This window comes from Blastopirellula sp. J2-11, from assembly GCF_024584705.1.
Classification (GTDB): Bacteria; Planctomycetota; Planctomycetia; order Pirellulales; family Pirellulaceae; genus Blastopirellula.
This window is the reverse complement of the sequence record NZ_CP097384.1, coordinates 3,162,248-3,180,115: the sequence shown is the minus strand read 5'-3', so window position 1 is coordinate 3,180,115 and position 17,868 is coordinate 3,162,248. Positions and strand designations below refer to the sequence as shown.

Annotated in this window: 12 protein-coding genes; 8 read left to right on the top strand and 4 right to left on the bottom strand. The window is 56.8% G+C overall.

Going from position 1 to position 17,868, the window contains the following annotated elements:
- Window positions 1-7: 7 nt before the first annotated feature.
- Window positions 8-973, bottom strand: a complete 966-nt coding sequence (locus tag M4951_RS12770) for a DUF1559 domain-containing protein (RefSeq protein ID WP_262026863.1) — start codon at window positions 971-973, stop codon at window positions 8-10.
- A gap of 710 nt (window positions 974-1,683) precedes the next feature.
- On the opposite strand from M4951_RS12770, the gene M4951_RS12765 reads away from it, so the two are divergent.
- The 3 genes from M4951_RS12765 (at window position 1,684) to M4951_RS12755 (ending at window position 5,300) form a co-directional block, all read left to right on the top strand.
- Window positions 1,684-3,033, top strand: coding sequence for a hypothetical protein (locus tag M4951_RS12765; protein ID WP_262026862.1), 1,350 nt, complete (start codon window positions 1,684-1,686; stop codon window positions 3,031-3,033).
- Window positions 3,034-3,387: 354 nt separating this feature from the next.
- Window positions 3,388-3,696, top strand: coding sequence for a hypothetical protein (locus tag M4951_RS12760; protein ID WP_262026861.1), 309 nt, complete (start codon window positions 3,388-3,390; stop codon window positions 3,694-3,696).
- Window positions 3,697-4,118: 422 nt separating this feature from the next.
- Entirely contained in the window at window positions 4,119-5,300 is a 1,182-nt protein-coding gene (locus M4951_RS12755; RefSeq protein ID WP_262026860.1) for a serine protease, read from the top strand.
- 262 nt (window positions 5,301-5,562) lie between these two features.
- Here M4951_RS12755 and M4951_RS12750 read toward each other — a convergent pair whose 3' ends face one another.
- On the bottom strand, window positions 5,563-6,075 hold the full coding sequence (locus tag M4951_RS12750; protein WP_262026859.1) for a hypothetical protein: 513 nt from the start codon (window positions 6,073-6,075) through the stop codon (window positions 5,563-5,565).
- 325 nt (window positions 6,076-6,400) lie between these two features.
- On the opposite strand from M4951_RS12750, the gene M4951_RS12745 reads away from it, so the two are divergent.
- Window positions 6,401-7,162: an SRPBCC domain-containing protein gene (locus M4951_RS12745; RefSeq protein ID WP_262026858.1), complete on the top strand. Its 762-nt coding sequence runs from the start codon at window positions 6,401-6,403 to the stop codon at window positions 7,160-7,162.
- 302 nt (window positions 7,163-7,464) lie between these two features.
- Window positions 7,465-8,022 (top strand): superoxide dismutase family protein, encoded by a 558-nt coding sequence (locus tag M4951_RS12740; RefSeq protein ID WP_262026857.1) that lies wholly within the window; start codon window positions 7,465-7,467, stop codon window positions 8,020-8,022.
- A 37-nt stretch (window positions 8,023-8,059) separates the two neighbouring features.
- Here M4951_RS12740 and M4951_RS12735 read toward each other — a convergent pair whose 3' ends face one another.
- Window positions 8,060-9,205 carry a xylose operon transcription regulator XylR gene (locus M4951_RS12735; protein WP_262026856.1) on the bottom strand — a complete coding sequence of 382 codons (1,146 nt, stop codon included), beginning with the start codon at window positions 9,203-9,205 and terminating at the stop codon, window positions 8,060-8,062.
- A gap of 155 nt (window positions 9,206-9,360) precedes the next feature.
- On the opposite strand from M4951_RS12735, the gene M4951_RS12730 reads away from it, so the two are divergent.
- The 3 genes from M4951_RS12730 (at window position 9,361) to M4951_RS12720 (ending at window position 14,408) form a co-directional block, all read left to right on the top strand.
- Entirely contained in the window at window positions 9,361-10,458 is a 1,098-nt protein-coding gene (locus tag M4951_RS12730) for a DUF1611 domain-containing protein (RefSeq protein ID WP_262026855.1), read from the top strand.
- The gene (locus tag M4951_RS12725; protein ID WP_262026854.1) at window positions 10,455-11,489 is read left to right on the top strand and encodes a dipeptide epimerase; all 1,035 of its coding nucleotides are present in this window, start codon (window positions 10,455-10,457) and stop codon (window positions 11,487-11,489) included. The genes M4951_RS12730 and M4951_RS12725 overlap by 4 nt, the downstream gene beginning before the upstream one ends.
- A 96-nt stretch (window positions 11,490-11,585) precedes the next feature.
- A complete protein-coding gene (locus M4951_RS12720) occupies window positions 11,586-14,408 on the top strand; it encodes a serine hydrolase (protein WP_262026853.1) in 2,823 nt (940 codons plus the stop codon).
- Window positions 14,409-14,474: 66 nt separating this feature from the next.
- Here the strand turns inward: M4951_RS12720 and M4951_RS12715 are convergent, their stop codons facing one another.
- Window positions 14,475-17,852: an efflux RND transporter permease subunit gene (locus M4951_RS12715; RefSeq protein ID WP_262026852.1), complete on the bottom strand. Its 3,378-nt coding sequence runs from the start codon at window positions 17,850-17,852 to the stop codon at window positions 14,475-14,477.
- Window positions 17,853-17,868 lie beyond the last annotated feature (16 nt).

Here is a 17,868-nt window from a genome sequence, read left to right as displayed (position 1 = left end):
CGTGGGACTAAGGAATTTGGACGACTTCGCCCCCTTTGGGCGTACCGAGAGCGAACCACATGCTGCCGTCGATCGTGTCAGGCACAAAGTGAACGCTGCCGTCCATGAAGCCGCCGTTAATTCCGCCGGGATGATAGCTGCCGACAGTCGAATTGTTTCGTCCCCACGGTTGCCCCACTCCCCAAGTCTCCAGCGGACTATTTGGCGTTCCGTTGGAGTTGATCGTATAGCCGATGCTTGCTTGGAATTGCCCGTTGAACCAACTGCGCCCAAAATTTTGGGACGTATTCGCTTCGATGACGTAGTCGCGATTCGGCGCAAACTCGCCGATGACCATCGTATTGCTGAGGCCATCGACGATTGACTGCATCCGCATCGCGGGTGCGACCAAAGTTGCTTGCTCCAAGGGGATCTGCGTCGCTCCTGAAAAGGTATGCTTCAAGCCCCAAAAGATCGAAAAGACGCCGCCGTTGGGCGGACTATAGCGGCCGCATTGACCAAAGCCATGGCTCGACATCGCCAAGGGATAGTTGTTGGGTCCGTCGGTACTAAGATGCGGGCCAAGCTCAGAACTGGGACACTCGTAAGTCGCCACGCGCGTCGCTCGGACCGCGGCGTTGTGCGCGTCTTTCATGCCGTAGCGAAAGTCAACTTGATCAAATAGATTTTGCTGCTCGATATAGGGAAGCAGAAATGTATGCAGTGTGTGCGCGTACGGATTATTTTCATCACTTCCACAAGTGGAAGCTGTCGTCGTATGATCGACGGTCACGCCGCGCGGAATATGTCCGCCGGTCATGTCCATGTAAGAATGAACTCCCAACAGCATCTGCTTGATGTTGTTGGTGCAGTGGGCGCGGCGAACCGATTCGCGGGCCATCATCACTGCAGGGAGAAGCAGGGCAATCAAAACGCCGATAATCGCGATGACTACCAAAAGTTCAACCAACGTAAACGCTTTACGCTTTGTCATTGGAATGTCCCCTGAATAAGAGAAGGTGGGAGAATTATTAAACGCGCAAGAAATCACCTCGATAGGAAATAAAGGAGGGCGACGCAAAGGCATGATAAAAGCGGCAGGCTGCGACGAGCGTCGCCAAACGGTGCTTGAGTAGTCAGACAGGATTTGCGGTTAGCAATTGAGGGATCGTGTCTGCGAATCAGGACGTCTGCTGAGGACACTGAGATGGGGTGAAGGAGTCGGCTTACCCACCAACATTTTTTATATGGTTGGATAAGATTATGGCTTTCGAATCAAACTTAAACTTTGTCAATAGACTCGAAAAGCAAATTTTTCCGCCGTACACTCAATTATTGAGAACTTTTCAGACCCTCTGCCTGTGAGTAGTTAACATGACGCCAATAGATACATCGGATTCGCCGCAAACGACCACATAAACCATGAATTACGGGCCACTTCTCTGAAGCATTGGCGATAAGGTGGGATTCGGAGGTTCGCCGACAACGTTTGGCTTCGGCCCTACAAACTCTCCCTGCGTAATTCTTGGCTGCAGCAACCGACTAGTTTTCGCGCCGCCGGTTGCGCTAAATAGAAGTAGGGCTCGCAATGCGGACCAGCGAGGTTCGCTTGATATTGCCCCTCGGCGACGCCCCAGAGTAACGCTTCCCCTGGTCCGCACAGCTGTCCCTCCCCCCCAAACATCAACCATCCCACGTGCAACAATGACCCAACCGATTTATCGATTTGCATCGTTCTTCCTACTTTTGATCGGCGTTGCCGCGCTTCACGCTCAAAATCCTCCTTATGACAATCCGCCGCCGGTCGCGGCGCCCTACTATCGCGTGCGTTACGAAGCGTCAACAAAACTAGGCGAGTTGATTTATCCGGTCGCCTATACCGTTTGGATTTCGCCCCAGATCAAAACGCTCCGCGGCGTGATCGTGCATCAACATGGTTGCGGCGAAGGTTCGTGCAAGTCAGGACAAACCGGCGCGTTCGATCTACATTGGCAAGCGTTGGCCGCCAAATACGATTGCGCGCTGTTGGCCGCCGCGTATGAGCAGCCGGAAGGAACCGATTGTCAAATGTGGTGCGATCCGCGCAACGGATCCGCCGCCGCGTTTCAAAAATCATTGAGCGACTTGGGGGCGCTGTCCGATCATCCCGAACTCGCGACCGTTCCCTGGGCGCTGTGGGGACATAGCGGCGGCGGACATTGGTGCGGCGGCATGGTAATGCTTTATCCCGAACGGGTCGCGGCCGCTTGGCTGCGCTCTGGCGTGCCGCTGTTTGAACCGATCGCCGGCCGCAACATCAAGCCGCACGAACTTCCCCAAGCCGCGTTGGCAGTCCCGCTGATGTGCAATCTGGGAACCAAGGAAGGAGTCACCGTCACCGATGGCCGCTTCTCGGGCGCATGGAAAAGCAACAAGACGTTCTTCGCTGCGATGCGCGGTCAAGGCGCGCTGCTGGGCGTTTCGATCGATCCGCTAACCAGCCATGAATGCGGCAATCAACGCTACCTGGCGATGCCCTGGTTCGATGCGTGTCTCGCGGTTCGCTTGCCGGCGAAGTCGGGCGATGCGCTGCGTCCCTTTCCGGCCCAAGACGCCTGGCTCGCGCCGCTGCCTACCGACAAGGGAGAAGCGACCGCGCCCGTTCCCGCCGCCAAATACACAGGCGACAAATCGACCTCCATCTGGTTGCCCAGTAAAACCGTCGCTGACGCCTGGATGCAGTACATGACCGATACCCAAGTCGCCGACACCACGCCGCCGCCGGCGCCGACCAACGTCCAACTCGCTGGCGACCAACTCACCTGGGACGCAACCGCCGATTTGGAAAGCGGCGTCGCTTATTTTGAAGTTCAACGCGACGGCAAGACGATCCAGACCGTTCCGGCCGATCCTAAAAATCGATTTGGTCGACCGATCTTTCAAGGACTGCAATACAGCGATACGCCGACCGTGCCGTTGGTCGAAATGCGTCTCACCGTCGAACCTGCCCACGGAGACAACGCCAATCCGTATCGCGTGCGCACGATTAACACGGCCGGTATAAAGTCGAAGTAAAAGAAGGACAACGGCCAGATTGCCCGACGCTGGGGGCCGATCGGTTTGCTCGATGGCGATGCGATGGTCGTGGAGCGCCTGGACCTCGGCGATTTGATAGGCGGCGACAGCGTCGGCAAGCTGGGTTCCGTTCAACTTGCAGTTGCCATCGACCTGGTCTTCGGCCAGCCAGTTGCAGAGCCGACCCCACTTGGTTGTTGACCAGACATGTTCAACCGGGTTCAACTCGGGGCAGTGCGGCGGCAGTCATTCAAACTTCGCCCAAGAGATCTTTAAGTGTGCGGAAGACTCGCGCGCCTTGCAATGAGCGCCAAGTCGATCCCACACGATGATTAATTTACGCTGGAGTTGTTGGTGAAGTTGCTGCAGGGTGTCGACAAAGTCTTCCGCCGTCGCATTACGGTTGAGCAGTTGAAAGTGAAGCTACACGCGCCGATCGATCGGCGTCCCGGAGAGGGCGGCCAGCGCCGTGCCGTGATCGTGGCGATCCCCGTCTATCTTTTAGCCTTGATAAAGTCTTGCACTTTTCTTAGAATGTTCTCACATCTTTTCGTGCATGGGACGGGCGGTTGGATCGTTGGCTTCGCGAGAGGTTGGCGGGTTGAAATGCTGCGCGAACTCAAAAATGGTTCGTGCGGCGATGCGACCCTAGGCGGAAAATGATTGATCGGCGGTAGGTTGGCCGGGCGCTCAGGGTGCGCGCGGGGAGAATGTCGAGACCAGGATGACGAATGAACGATCGTTGAACTTAGAAAAATGGCATCGGTCCAGTCCAACCTTTATCCAGTCCAACCTTTATCCAGTCCAACCTTTGTCCGATCCAACCTTTGTCCGATCCAACCTTTGTCCGATCCAACCTTTGTCCGATCCAACCTTTGTCCGATCCAACCTTTGTCTGCACCAGTCCTGGGCTGGGGCAGAGGACGCTGTCGAATAACGAAGCCGCAAGAACCGCCTCGCAACCCCGCTTTCCGCTTTTCTCTCCCAGGGGGGTGTAACATTCGCGATTCATTTCCGCTTTGCAAAGTATCCAGGCACTTCGTCTGGCGGACGCAATTTATTCTTACGCGGAAATGGTGAAAACGATGAAAACTCTTACCCAAACATGGCTTACGACCGCTGTTGCGACCTTGATCGTGGTCAGCGGGATGGTTTCGACCAGCTGGGCCGACAGCACGGTCTATGAGAAAACCTTGAAATCGACCGCTTGGGTGCTGGCCAAGACCGGCGGCGAAACCTCGAGCGGGACCGGCGTGCTGGTCGACGCCGAGAAAAAGCTGCTGGTAACCAACTATCACGTGGTGGGCGATGCCCGAGCGGCGGTGATTTTCTTTGCGGATCTGACCGACGGCAAGCCGGAAGTCACGCGATCGCACTACCTTACGAACGTCAAAAAGCTGGGGCTACGCGGCCGTGTGGTCGCTGTCGACCGGAAACGAGATCTGGCGTTGATCGAGTTGGAAAAGCTGCCGGCTGGCGTCACGGCAATTACCTTGTCGACCACCGGCGTTGGTCCTGGCGAAGACGTTCAGTCGATCGGCAACCCCGGTTCGACCGACGCTTTGTGGGTTTACACGTCAGGCACGGTTCGTTCGGTCTATCAAAAGCAGTTTCGCACCGGGGCTGGAGAGCATGATTTTAAAGTGGTCGAAACCCAATCGCCGATCAACTCCGGCGACAGCGGCGGCCCGGTGGTCAACAACCAAGGCGAACTGGTCGCGATCTCACAAGCAATCGCTCCGAAAGCTCGCCTGGTGAGCTATAGCGTCGATGTTTCGGAAGTGAAGGAATTTTTGAACGGCCCCTGGAAACCGGCGCCGATCGCGGCGGACGACCTGTTGAAGCAAGCCGACTTGGAGTTCACCACCCACGAATCAGGGCACTTGGAGGTGAAATTCGACGAGAAAGAGGTCGGCAAGCAGTCGGTCTTTCTGACCAAGGATATCGAATACTACGAGCGAGCCGACGTCCGCAAGGTTTGGTCGCTGGCCGCAACGCTAAAAGAGGCGCCGAGCACCGACACGATGATCAAATTGCTGGGGCAGAACGCTCGCACCAAGATGGGCGCCTGGTCGATCGAAAAGGGTGAAACCGGCGAATATCTGGTGATCTACTGCGTCAAAATTGACGCGACGGCGACGCCGGATGCGGTGAAAAGCACGATGCAGTATGTCTCGAAGCTGACGAGCGTCTCGAAAAAGGATCTAACCCCCCAAGAGTCAGTCCAGAACGCATCGCAAACGCTCGACTCCTGGCTGACCAAGTAAGTGCGGTGTCGCGACGTCCGCGCGACAAACCATTTCCGCCCAGCGGCTGCGTTTCCCTCGGAGGGGAACGTAGCCGCTGTTGTTTCGAAAGCGGAAACGGAAAAGCGGAGAGCGGAGAGCGGAGGAATTGCGTGCTTTCCCCCTTAAAAAGGCGTTGGCCGAGCGTTTCTCACCCCTCTTCTTCCGCTTTCCGCTTTTTCCCAAATAAGTCTGTAACAAACCGGCCAGGTTCTCGCTGAGCATGTTAGAGACGAGACGCAACTTACTTAACCACAACAACTTGCTCCCAGGACCTCCGACCATGATCCACTCGACCAAAACGATCGCCACGCTGTTCACCGTCGCCGCCGCCATGCTGTTTTTCGCCGCCAGCAGCGTCGAAGCAGGCAACGGCAAGCACCACAACAATCACCATAACAATAAGCACCACAACAACTTCCAGCACGTCCAGAAGTTCAACAACCACCACAACAACTTCCAGCCCATCCAGAAGTTCAACAACCACCACAACAACTTCCAGCCCATCCAGAAGTTCAACAATCACCACAACAACTTCCAGCACGTCCAGAAGTTCAACAACCACCACAACAACTTCCAGCACGTCCAGAAGTTCAACAACCACCACAACAACTTCCAGCACGTCCAGAAGTTCAACAACCACCACAACAACTTCCAGCACGCCCCGAAGTTCAACAATCACCACAACAACTTCCAGCACGCCCCGAAGTTCAACAACCACCACAATTCGGGACATCAGCTCCACTTTGACCACCACGTGCTGAACTCGTGGATTGGAAACTAACAGTTCCTCACTGGTAATTAAGGCCGAAGCGGCTGCTCTCTCTCGAAACGACCGAGGGAGACAGCCGTTTCTCTACTTCTTGCTCTGATTTCTCTAGAAGCACGCTCAGCCAGGATTTGTCGCTATATGCGGGCGATTTCAGGTTTCAGGCGAGCCTGTCGACGAAGAAAAGCAGTCGCCGCGAGAAATTTCTAATTTGGTCTGTAACAAACCGGTCAGGTTCTCGCTGAGCATGTTAGAGACGCAAACAAACGCTCTCACCAACACAAAAAACCAACCTACCCTCAGGAGATTTACCATGACCCGCTCCACCAAAAACATCGTCACGCTGATCGCTGTCATCGCCCTGGTCGTCTCGCTGTCGACCCAATCGCAAGCTGGTGGTTGCCACAGCAGCCGCGGCGGCCACGGTTTCTCGCAGTCGCTCCACCACAACCAGCTTCGTTCGCAATACCAGCACCAGCAAACCTATCGTCGACCGACTTACGTCGCTCCTCGTCAGCCGATCGCTCCGCCGCAACAGTTCTCACAGCAGGGTCAGCCCTTCGTTCAAGGTCAGCCGCCGCAACAAGCTCCCCAGAGCCAACCGTTCGCTCAAGGCCAGCCGCAGCAGCAACAAGCTCAGGGCCAACCGCAGCAGCAACGTCCTGCCGCTCAGCCGCAAACGGCAGCCCCGACCGTTGGTTCGGCCAACGCCGAGACCTCGGCCTTGGAAGCGTTGGGAGGATTTGCTCCGCCGCAAACCGAGTCGACCACGCCGGTTGCCGAAAACAATGCACTGCCGGCCCACGTTGGCCGCTGGTCGGCGACTTTGGCCAACGGAGCTCGCATTCAACTCGACCTGAACGCCAACGGCAGCTTTAACTGGTCGGCCGTCAACAAAGATGGAGGATCCAGCAGCTTCCAGGGAACCTACGAAATCACGAACGGTTCGCTCACTTTGACCCGCTCGACCGACAACCAAAAGCTGGCCGGTTCGCTGGAAACCAGCAGCAACGACGCTTTCAGCTTCCAGCTGGCCGATCAAAAGGCGGCCAAGCTAGAATTCGTCCGAGCCTAACCGACACGAAACCGCCAACAGCTAAAGCCGCACCGATTTTCAAAATCGGTGCGGCTTTTTTGGCGTACTGCCCTTATCATGAACAGCGACGATGCGTGACGCTCGCCTGATCGCAAAGCGTTCAATCCGATAGGAACCTGACCAGCGGCAAGCGGACTTTGGCCGCTTCCTTCTCCTGCCGTGATCGATTCCTGTCCTGCAGCAACGCTTCGCCTAATGGCATGCGATTTGCCGGCTTGTTTTCTCTCACGAATCGATGATCGTCTCTCTATCCGTCCCTTGGTTAAAAAGGAAGCGTTCCGATGAAATCAACCCTCATGTTGGCTGTCACGACGGAAATTGCCCTAGCGCTGGCCGCGATGTTTGGCGCCGAGCATGCCGAACACGCCGCCGAGATGACCGCACCGAAAGCGGCTGTCGCCGTTCTGATCCCCACCGAAGGAAATAGCGTCCAAGGAGTGATCCGCCTAAAAATGGTCGGCGAGTCGCTCGAGATCACCGGGCAAGTCAGCGGATTAAAGCCAGGCGAGCATGGTTTTCATATTCATGAATTCGGCGATCTGACTGCGGCGGACGGAACAGCGGCCGGCGGACATTACAACCCTAGCGGCCATGAACATGGCGGCCCCGATGCGGCCGATCATCATGCCGGCGACCTCGGAAACATCACTGCCGATGACAAAGGAATCGCCACGGTGAACAAGGTCGCGAAAGATCTGAAGCTGCCGATGATCATGGGCCGCTCGTTCGTCGTCCACGCCGGCGTCGACGATCTGAAGAGCCAACCCTCGGGCGACGCAGGCCCGCGAGTTGCCGTCGGCGTCATCGGGTACACGAAAGAAGCGGCCCCGGCCAAGTAGTCAGCCCAAGAGAAGCAATTGGCGAACGGCTTTGCATTTACGCATATTGCCCGCGCCACGCCGTCGGCGTGGCGCCGTTTTGTTTTTGAAACGCGGTTGAAAAATGCGCGCTCGTGGCGAAGCCGCACAAGCGGGCGATATCGGCGATCGCCAGGCTTGATTCCAGCAACATGCTTTTGGCTCGCTCCAATCGGACGCGGCGGATCTCCTCGGCCGGCGAACGTCCTAATTGCTCTCGAAAGCGCTGCTCCAGCGAACGTCGCGATACGGGGAATTCGCGCACCAATTGCTTGACCTGCAATCCTTGATCGGCATGCTCGCGAATGTAACGCAAGATCGCCAATAGTTCGCTGTCGGCGATCGCCAGCATGTCGGTCGAATGTCGCTCGCAGACACGTAGCGGCGGAATGAACTTGGGCTTCGCTGGAATCGCGGCGCCGCTCATCAACTTGTTAAGCAACTTGGCTGCTTCGGTTCCCAGTGCGTGACAGCCAAGCTGCACGGCCGAAAGTCGGGGCCAAGCGAGATTGCAAAGCAAATCGTCATCATCGCCGGCAAGAATCGCGACTTCATCCGGTACGCGGATTCCGCCCAAGTCGCAAATTTCGGCCAATTGCCGCGCAGGATAGGGATCGGCGGCGAAGACGCCGAGCGGTCGCGGCAGTTTATTCAACCATTGCATTACATGCTGATGCTCGACTTCCCATCCTTGGCGAATCTCCTTCGAGCCAAACATCGAACAGTGAAAGCCCGCCTCCTGCAGTTGGCGAGCAAAGATCTGCACGCGCTGATCGGAATAACGTCCCAGCGGCGGAGCATAGCAGGCAAAATGCTTCAGCCCTCGCTGACGAAGATGTTCGATCGCCATTTGAGCGCGGCGCTCATCATCGGTCACAACACGGCCGAGCCAGGATTCAGCAGGCAACATCAAGGAAACGTCCACCGTCGGCAAGCCGATTCGCCGTAAATGAGTCGCCAGCGCTCGCGTACGCAGGTGCACAATCACGCCGTCGCCGCGCCATTTTTTGGGCAGCCGCATCCGGTTCTGCGAGTCACGCGGCGCGATCAGCAGTCGCCAATGCTGCTGGCGCGCGAATTTGCCGATCGCTTCGACAACGCTCCGGCCCCAACTGTCGTCGGTTTCAATCAGGATAGCGACGCGATGATAGTTTTCAGGCGGCATCGATTATTTCGACATAAGAACCGGGAGACAGCAAAACGTCTGCGCAATTTTGATATCTTTGTGCGCGACTGCGCATTTTAATCAGAACCGCTGCGGGATACGATCATTTATCGACACTTCCCCTTCCAAATCAGCCGCTCTCCGAGCTCTAATTTATGAAAACCGCTGTTATTTCTGACACCGCGACCGCATCGGTGGGTCAGCGACTACGGAATCATCATCGCATCGTCCTGCTGACCGACGGCTATTCGTCACCGTTTCTCGCCAAAACGGCGATTAGCATGTTACGGTATCGAAGTGAGGATGTAGTCGCCGTCTTGGAGTCGGGTACGTCGACGCTGACGGCACAAGAGACCTTTAACGCGGGCGGAGAGATTCCTTTGGTCTCCGATCTAACGCAGGTCCCCAGCGCCGACGCGATCTATATCGGCATTGCTCCTCCAGGAGGAAGTCTTCCCCCTGCATGGAAGCCGATCTTGCTCGAAGCGCTGCGTCGGAATATCGACGTCGTATCAGGTTTGCATGACTTCCTGATCGACGACGCCGACCTGGTTCAAGCGGCCGAAGAAAGCGGCGCCAGCTTGATCGACGTCCGTCGCAATCGTTTCCGTCAGATCGCCGACGGCCAACCGTTTCGCCCTGGTTGCGTCCGTATTCATGCGGTCGGGCAAGATTGCAGTCTGGGCAAGATGGTCGCTTCGCTCGAAGTGGAGCAGGGACTCCGTCAACTCGGTTACAACAGCGCGTTTATCGCCACCGGACAGACCGGCATCATGATCTCTGGCCGCGGGGTACCGGTCGATTGTGTGGTCGCCGATTTTGTGAACGGCACGATCGAACGGTTCATTCGTCAGAACGAAGAGCATGATTTTTTACTGATCGAAGGGCAGGGGAGTATCTCGCATCCCGCCTACTCAGCCGTGACGCTCGGATTGCTGCATGGCGCGGCGCCGGATGGGTTGATCTACTGTTACGAGGCAGGCCGTGAGAACGTGAAAGGCTTGAAAGACGTTCCACTCCGTTCGCATCATGAATTATTGAAAGCCTACGAAGTAGCCGCCAACTTGCGCAACCCGTGTCGTATCATCGGCGTCGCGGTCAATACGCGTACGCTCAGCGAGGAAGCGGCGATGGCCGAGCTGGAATGGGCGAAAGAAGAATTTCAATTGCCGGTTTGCGACGTTTATCGGACCGGGCCCGCTGCGCTGGTCGAAGCGGCTCTGCAACTACGTACGGAGGTGCTCGCGCGATGAAGATGACCTTGCACCGCCTGCAATTGCCGCTGCAGCATGAGTTCACCATCTCGCGCGGTTCGATCGATTTCCAGAACAGCTTGGTGGTCGAGCTAGAGCAGGATGGAATTTCCGGCTTTGGCGAAGTGACGGAGAACAGTTTTTATGGGCACACCATCGAAGCGATGAGCGCGGCGCTGACCGATGCGCAAGATTTGCTGAACCAATACGCGACCGTATCGCCGGAAGCTGTTTGGCCCGTTGCGAAAAACCGTTTACAGAATAGGTTCGCGCTCAGTGCGCTCGACATGGCGGCGCATGATCTGACGGCGCGCCGGTCAGGCGTACCGCTCTATCAGCAATGGGGACTCGCCTGGAGTGACGTACCGAAGTCGAGCTATACGATCGGCATCGACACGATCGAAACGATGATCGCCAAACTGAACGAACAACCCGGCTGGAGCGTTTATAAAATCAAATTGGGCGCCCAAGATGACCTGGCGATCGTCCGCGCGCTGCGTCAGCAGACCAACGCGACGTTTCGCGTCGACGCAAATTGCGGCTGGACAGCCGAGCAAACGATCGCTTATTCGCACGAACTAGCGGATCTCCATGTTGAGTTTATTGAACAGCCGCTTCCCAATACCGCCACGGCGGAAGAGATGCGACATGTTTACCAGAATTCGGTCTTGCCGATTATCGCCGACGAAAACTGCCAGGTCGAAGAGGATGTCGCACGCTGCGAAGGGTTCTTCCACGGCGTCAACGTCAAGCTCTGTAAATGCGGCGGATTGACGCCGGGACTGCGCATGTTACGTACGGCGCGAGAACTTGGTCTGAAGACGATGGTTGGCTGCATGATCGAAAGTTCGATCGGCATCAGCGCCGCGGCGCACCTGGCGCCGCTGTTGGATTACGCCGATCTCGATGGAGCGGTGCTGCTGAAAGCAGACCCGGCAGACGGCGTGATTATCGACAAGGGGCGGATTATACTGTCGAATACCTGGGGAGGAGGCGCCTCGTTGAAAGCGACCAGCAGCGTCGGTGGGTAAGGCGCCTCTAGCCGCTTCGCCTTTTCCGAGTACTCCCACTCTGGACCTGCGCCTATGCTTTGCGCCGCTAGAAACGCTTCATCACTCTTGATTGCGATGTTGACGCTTGTCACATTCGCTCCATCGGTCTCTGCTGACGACCGATACGATCTGCTGATCCAAGGGGGACGTGTGGTCGATGGGTCTGGCGACCCAAGTTATATCGCCGACGTTGCGATTACTGATGGCGTCATCAGCAAGATCGGCAAGATTCCGGCCGCGGCGGCAGTGCGTGTGATCGACGCCCAAGGGCTAATCGTCGCGCCCGGTTTCGTCGACATGAACTCGGGCGAACCGTCACGGATATTTTCGCAAGATAGAAAATACTGCCGGTCGCTGCTGGCGCAAGGCATTACGACCATTCACCGCGGTTGCGGAGAGTCGGAATATCCCCATCGTAATCGGGACTTAGTACCAAATAACGGCGTCACGTCGATGGTCTCCTACTTTCAACGGATCGAAATGCAAGGGGTACCGATCAATGTCGTGCAATCCATCGCACATACGCGACTACGCAAACTGTTTCAAAACTACGGCGACAGACCGTTATCAGCGGAACGACTCGCCAAAATGCAGGCAGTCGTCCGTGACGCAATGGAAAACGGCGCAATCGGGTTTTCGTCGGACTTGACCGAAACTCCGACGTCCTACGCCAAAACCGGCGAACTGGTCGCTTTGGCGGAAGTTGCCGCCGAACATGGAGGACGCTTCTTTACGCGGATTCGGAGCGATGGAAACGACTTCCTCGAAGCGCTCGACGAAGCGCTCGAAGTCGGCGTAAGATCAGACGCCAGCGTCCATCTCCTTCATTTTCAAACAGCCGGCGCCGAGAATCAAGCGAAGCTAGAGCAGGCGATCGCCCGAATTCAAGCGGCCCGATCCGCCGGGCAGTTAGTAACGGCTGACGTGTCTCCTTACCGGCAACGCTTTATCGCCAGCCTGCGGTTTCTGCCGCCGCAACCGGCTGATCAATACCAATTACGCGTATCAGAAATGCAATTGGATGAACCGCGGGTGCAAGAGTTGGTTCGTCGCAAGATAGAGACCACCAGCCATTGGGAAAACTGGTTTCGCTACGCTGGTAAAGATTGGAAAAATGTTCTCACCACATCAGCGTTAGACGGCCCTTATCCGAGTGAGGTCGGAGGGCGCAGCATCGCAACGATCGCCACGCAGCAGAAGGAAGATCCCTGGACGACGTTTTTTGCGTTGGTGCGAGCCGGTGCGAGTCTCATGCCAGAAACGATGAATGAGGAAAGCAAAGCCCAAACGCTGCAACTTGACTTTGTTTCTTTTTGCACCGGCGCTGGAACCATGGAAGCGTCGTCAATCTACTCTCACCCGCGTGGCAAAGGAGCGTTCCCCTATCTTTATTCGCATTTCGTTCGCGAGAAAAAAATCTTGACGATCGAGCAATTTGTCGCCCAAGCAAGTTCCGCTGCTGCGAAAAACCTCTTGCTAGAAGATCGCGGCCGCATTCAAGAGGGACTAGCGGCCGATGTCATCGTCTTCTCCCCAGAAGAGTTTCGACCGAAAGCGACATTTGATGATCCGCTGCAAAATGCGGAGGGGATGAAATATGTGGTGCTCAACGGTCAGATGGCGATCGACAACGGCGAATATACGGATCGTTTTGCGGGGCGCCTCTTACGTGGTCCCGGATATCGGCCTGAAGTGGGGCCGTCAGGACAAGTCACGGGCCGAAGCGTCCCGGAGTTGACCGCGATTGACCAGGCGATGAAAGCGGCGCTCGATCGCTATCGAATACCGGGCGCCGCGGTGGCGATCACCGATCAAGGTCGCTTAATTTACTCGCGAGGTTTTGGCTATGCCGAATTGGCCAACTGCGAATTGGTGAAACCGGACAGTTTGTTTCGAATCGCCAGCGTCTCGAAACCGATCACAGCCGCCGCGATCCTGCATCTGGTCGACCAGGGGAAGTTGTCGCTGGACGATCGAGTATTCGATATCCTCGATCACGAACCATTTCTGCAACAGGATGCAAAATTTGACGAGCGGCAGCGCAAGATCACGATTCGGCAACTGTTGCAGCATCGCGGCGGGTGGGAACGTACGCAATTGGATCCGATGTTCCAAGTCGACTCGTTCGCCAGAATCCTCGGCCTGCAATCGGCCGCCAAGCCCGACCATATTATTCGGATCATGTTAGGGAAGCCGCTCGACTTCGAGCCGGGCGAACGGTACGCCTATTCGAACTATGGTTACTGCCTGTTGGGACGCGTCATCGAACAGAAAGCAGGGCAATCCTACGAACAGTACGTCCAGCAACAGATCTTGGCGCCGCTGGGGATTGAGCAGATGAAAATCGGTTCGTCGATTCGAAAGGAACACGCCGCAGGCGAAGTCTACTACTATGCCCCAGATCTGAGGATGAGCGTGATGGCCAACCACCGGCGCCAAGTCGTCCCGGCGCCGTATGGCGCTTGGGATTTACGCACGCTGGACGCTCACGGCGGCTGGATCGCTTCGGCGACCGACTTGGCTCGCTTCGCTTGTGCGCTGGATGACTCGCAAGCGAGTCCCCTTTTGTCTCCACAAAGTCTCGCCGAATTGGATGCGCGGCCCGAGGGGTTGGCGGGACATGACGGAAGCGGCGATCCGAAACGAACCTACTATGGAGGCGGCTGGGTCATCGCTGTCGATGCGGACGGCAAAATGACGAGAGATCACGCCGGTTCGCTGCCAGGCACGAATTCGATCGTCGTCCGTCGCAGCGACAGTCGCAATCTGGTAATTCTGATGAACTCCCGCAGATCGCCTCATGCAAGTGATCCGGTGGTTCCGATCAGCGAGACGCTCAATGCGATACTCGACCAAGTCGACCAGTGGCCGCAGCACGACCTCTTTCCCCAAAAATAGGCGGTCTTCTCCCACCAAGAAGACCGCCTGAGGGCGGCAAGGAATTTCACGCTTGCGCCAAACTAATTACGCAACAGCCGCTTCTTCCGCTTTGACCGGCGGGCGCAGATCAAACAACACGCTCAACAGCACCGGTACCAGGATCATGGTGAAGATCGTCGAGACGACCAGCCCGCCGACCACCACCGCGCCTAGACCGCGATAAAGTTCGCTCCCAGAGCCCGGCATCAGGACCAGCGGCAACATGCCGCCGACCGAAGTGAGCGTGCTCATCATGATCGGACGGACGCGGCTTTCGACGCTTTTGGCGATCGCTTCGCGCGGCGTATAGTGCGACGTATCTTCTCCTTCTTCCGATCGTCCCTGCAGAATGTTGATCGTTTGGTAGACGATCAAAATTGCGTTGTTCACCACAACGCCGGCCAAGATGACGAAGCCGAGAATCGTGAGCACGTCCATGTTCTGAATCGGCATGTATCGATCAACGACGCTCCAGTGATGCACTAGCGCCAAACCGGCGAAACCGCCCAACAACGCCAGCGGTACGCTGACCATGATCACCAGCGGATAAGTCCAGCTTTGAAACAAGACGACCATCAACAGGTAGACAATCAGCAAGGCCAGAAAGAGGGAACTGCTGAGCGTACCAACCAGCGAACCGTCCCCCATCAGCGCGTTTTTGATCTGCGCCAATTGACCGGCTGAGCCGGCCAAATTCACATCGACTTCCGGCGGAATCACCCCCAAATCACGCATCGATGCAACCATGACGTCGACTTGATTGATCGCCTCTTGCAGCGGCAAGCCGGCCGGCGGAGTCAGCTGCAACGTCACAGCGCGCTGACGATCGGCATGCTTGATCTGATCGGCCGCTTCCACGCGCTCGATCGTCGCTAAACTCTGAAAATCAACCACGCGTCCTTCCGGAGTTGCAACCGGAGAATTGTGCAGCGCGTAGATGGGATCCCCCTGCAACGCGTCCTGCGTGATGATCTTTAAATCTTTCAATTCGCCGCCGACGTCAAACGCACGAACGATCATGATACCGTCCCCATTGGCCGAAATCGCTAGGCCCAGATCGTCTTGCCCCATACCGACGTCTTGCAGTCGTTCTCGATTGGGAGTGATGCGCAGCTCGGGCGTCGGCAACGAAAAGTTGGCCGGCACCGGAGTCACCGCCATCGGTCCGTACGACTGCGCTAGATTGCCAAATAGCGCGCCGGCTGCAGCCGACACTTTGTCGAGATCATCCCCCACCAAGTCGATTTTGATCGCCGATCCGGTCGTTCCCCCGACGCGGAACAGCGGCAGTTGGAAGGCGAAATTGATCACGTCCGGAGCATTGGCGCCGGCGGCTGCCGCGTTTAGCAGCGGCAATGCGTCGACAACGCGCTTCTTGTCTTGCGAAATGCCGACTTGAAAAACGCGTCCGTCCCACGCGACCAGAAAATAGTGATCCAGCGGCGGCGGTATGATCTTCTCGTCGCTGCCATACATCGGGTAGGCGGTTCGTTGATCCTCGCCGCTCCATTCACCGCCGCGCTCCGCGGCTTCGGCGCCAAACTTGTCGCCAGCCGCTTCCCACGCCGGTTTGATGACCGATTCCAATCGGTCCCCCAGTTCCGACAGTTGATCGACATTATAGCCGGGCGGCGGAATCAACATTCCGAAGACGATGTTACGATTCCCCAACGGAAGATAATCAAGCGGCGGGATCAACATCCAAGTGCCGACTGCAGTCACCGCGGCGAATACGCCTATCACCGCCAAACGCGACATCCAGGTCCCCGTCAGGCGATAGACCAGACCGCCGACGATCGCCGGCAAGTTTGTCGCCGCTTGCAATAGCGCTAAGCCGCGCCCGATCCAACTTGGGCGTTTTGCCGGCGTTTTTCCGGCAAGCTGCTTCTCGGTTTTCGGCTTTGTTTTGATCGAGAGCCATTGTCCCGCCGCTGCCGGAATAACCGTGGTCGAGACGATGTAGCTAACGCCGACCGCCGCCATGATCGACAGGGCGATATCGCGGAACAATTGGCCCGCTTGTTCTTCAATCAATAGGATCGGAAAGAACACGACCAGCGTCGTCAAGGTCGACGCCAGCACCGCCGATGCGACCTCTTGCGTTCCCTCAATCGCCGCTTGTTGCGAAGATTTCCCCATTTCCAAATGGCGGAAGATGTTTTCGATCACGACGATCGCGTTGTCGACCACCATGCCGACTGCAAACGCCATCCCGGCGAGCGAAATGATGTTCATCGTCCGCCCCAGCATCACCATCACCACCACGGCGACAACGGTCGAAATCGGAATCGCAATCCCAATGATTCCGATCGTGCGGAACGAGCGCAGAAACAGCAGCAAAGTCATGATCGCCAGCAAACCGCCGACCAAAATATTGCTTTGCACCAGATCGATCGCGTCGACGACGTAAGTGGTCGCATCGTACGTTTGCACCAGCTCAAACGTACCGTTGACGCCTAGCGCCTTCGCTTCTTGCTCCAACACGCCGCCGGGCTCGTTCAAACGGGCGACCTCGGCGTTGATCGAGTCCATCGTTTCCAGTAGGTTGCCGCCGCTCTCGAGCATAAAGTTGAAAAACGGCATTCGCTGGCCGCGAGCACGAACCCACTCGGTCATCTCTTTATGCGTTTCGACCACTTCGGCGACGTCGCGCAAATAGATCGGACCGCTCGCCTCGCGACGAATGACCAATCCTTCGACCCAGTCGGCTTCGCGGAAACGCCCGACCATGCGGACGCGAATATCGCTTTTGCCATCGGCCAACTTACCGCCAGAGTAGTTGCCGTTGTTCATCTGCAATGCGGCGACTAACTCGGCATACGTAATGCCGCGCTGCGCCAGTGCGGTTGGATTGACGCGAATCTGAACTTCTCGCTCGCGAGCACCGCGAATGCCGACTTGCGACACGCCGTTGATGCGCTCAAAGCGGGGACGCAGCCGACGTTCCATAAAGTCATACAGTGTCGTTGCGTCAAAATTCGGATCGGTCGAAGAAAGCCCGATCCAGGCGATATAGTCGACCGACTCTGGGTCAAAGTCTTCAATCTGCGGCTGATCGACGCCGATGGGGTAGCCGGGAACTTCGGAGAGTTTCTGGTCGACTTCCGACATCGCCTCGTCGATGTTCGTGCCGGTTTGAAACTCTAAGCGAATCTGCCCGCTCCCCGGCTGGCTCATGCTGGTCATCGCGACCAATCCCGCCAGATCGCCGAGCCGTTGCTCTTGCTCTTGAATGACGTCGCTTTCGATCTCTTGAGCCGAAGCGTTTTCCCAATAGGTGCTGACCGAGATGACGACCGACTGGACTTCCGGCGTCATTTGAATCGGCACGCGTGAAAAAGCGATCACGCCAGCCAAGACCGACAAGATGACGCCGACCGCAACGGTAATCGGCTGTTTGACCGACATCTGAATAAAGTTCATCGGTAGCGTCCTGGTT

What these genes read in the sequence shown, in the direction of transcription:
- M4951_RS12770 (WP_262026863.1), bottom strand. Translation starts at nt 973, where the DNA reads ATGACAAAGCGTAAAGCGTTTACGTTGGTTGAACTTTTGGTAGTCATC.
- M4951_RS12765 (WP_262026862.1), top strand. Translation starts at nt 1,684, where the DNA reads ATGACCCAACCGATTTATCGATTTGCATCGTTCTTCCTACTTTTGATC.
- M4951_RS12755 (WP_262026860.1), top strand. Translation starts at nt 4,119, where the DNA reads ATGAAAACTCTTACCCAAACATGGCTTACGACCGCTGTTGCGACCTTG.
- M4951_RS12745 (WP_262026858.1), top strand. Translation starts at nt 6,401, where the DNA reads ATGACCCGCTCCACCAAAAACATCGTCACGCTGATCGCTGTCATCGCC.
- M4951_RS12740 (WP_262026857.1), top strand. Translation starts at nt 7,465, where the DNA reads ATGAAATCAACCCTCATGTTGGCTGTCACGACGGAAATTGCCCTAGCG.
- M4951_RS12735 (WP_262026856.1), bottom strand. Translation starts at nt 9,205, where the DNA reads ATGCCGCCTGAAAACTATCATCGCGTCGCTATCCTGATTGAAACCGAC.
- M4951_RS12730 (WP_262026855.1), top strand. Translation starts at nt 9,361, where the DNA reads ATGAAAACCGCTGTTATTTCTGACACCGCGACCGCATCGGTGGGTCAG.
- M4951_RS12725 (WP_262026854.1), top strand. Translation starts at nt 10,455, where the DNA reads ATGAAGATGACCTTGCACCGCCTGCAATTGCCGCTGCAGCATGAGTTC.
- M4951_RS12720 (WP_262026853.1), top strand. Translation starts at nt 11,586, where the DNA reads ATGTTGACGCTTGTCACATTCGCTCCATCGGTCTCTGCTGACGACCGA.
- M4951_RS12715 (WP_262026852.1), bottom strand. Translation starts at nt 17,852, where the DNA reads ATGAACTTTATTCAGATGTCGGTCAAACAGCCGATTACCGTTGCGGTC.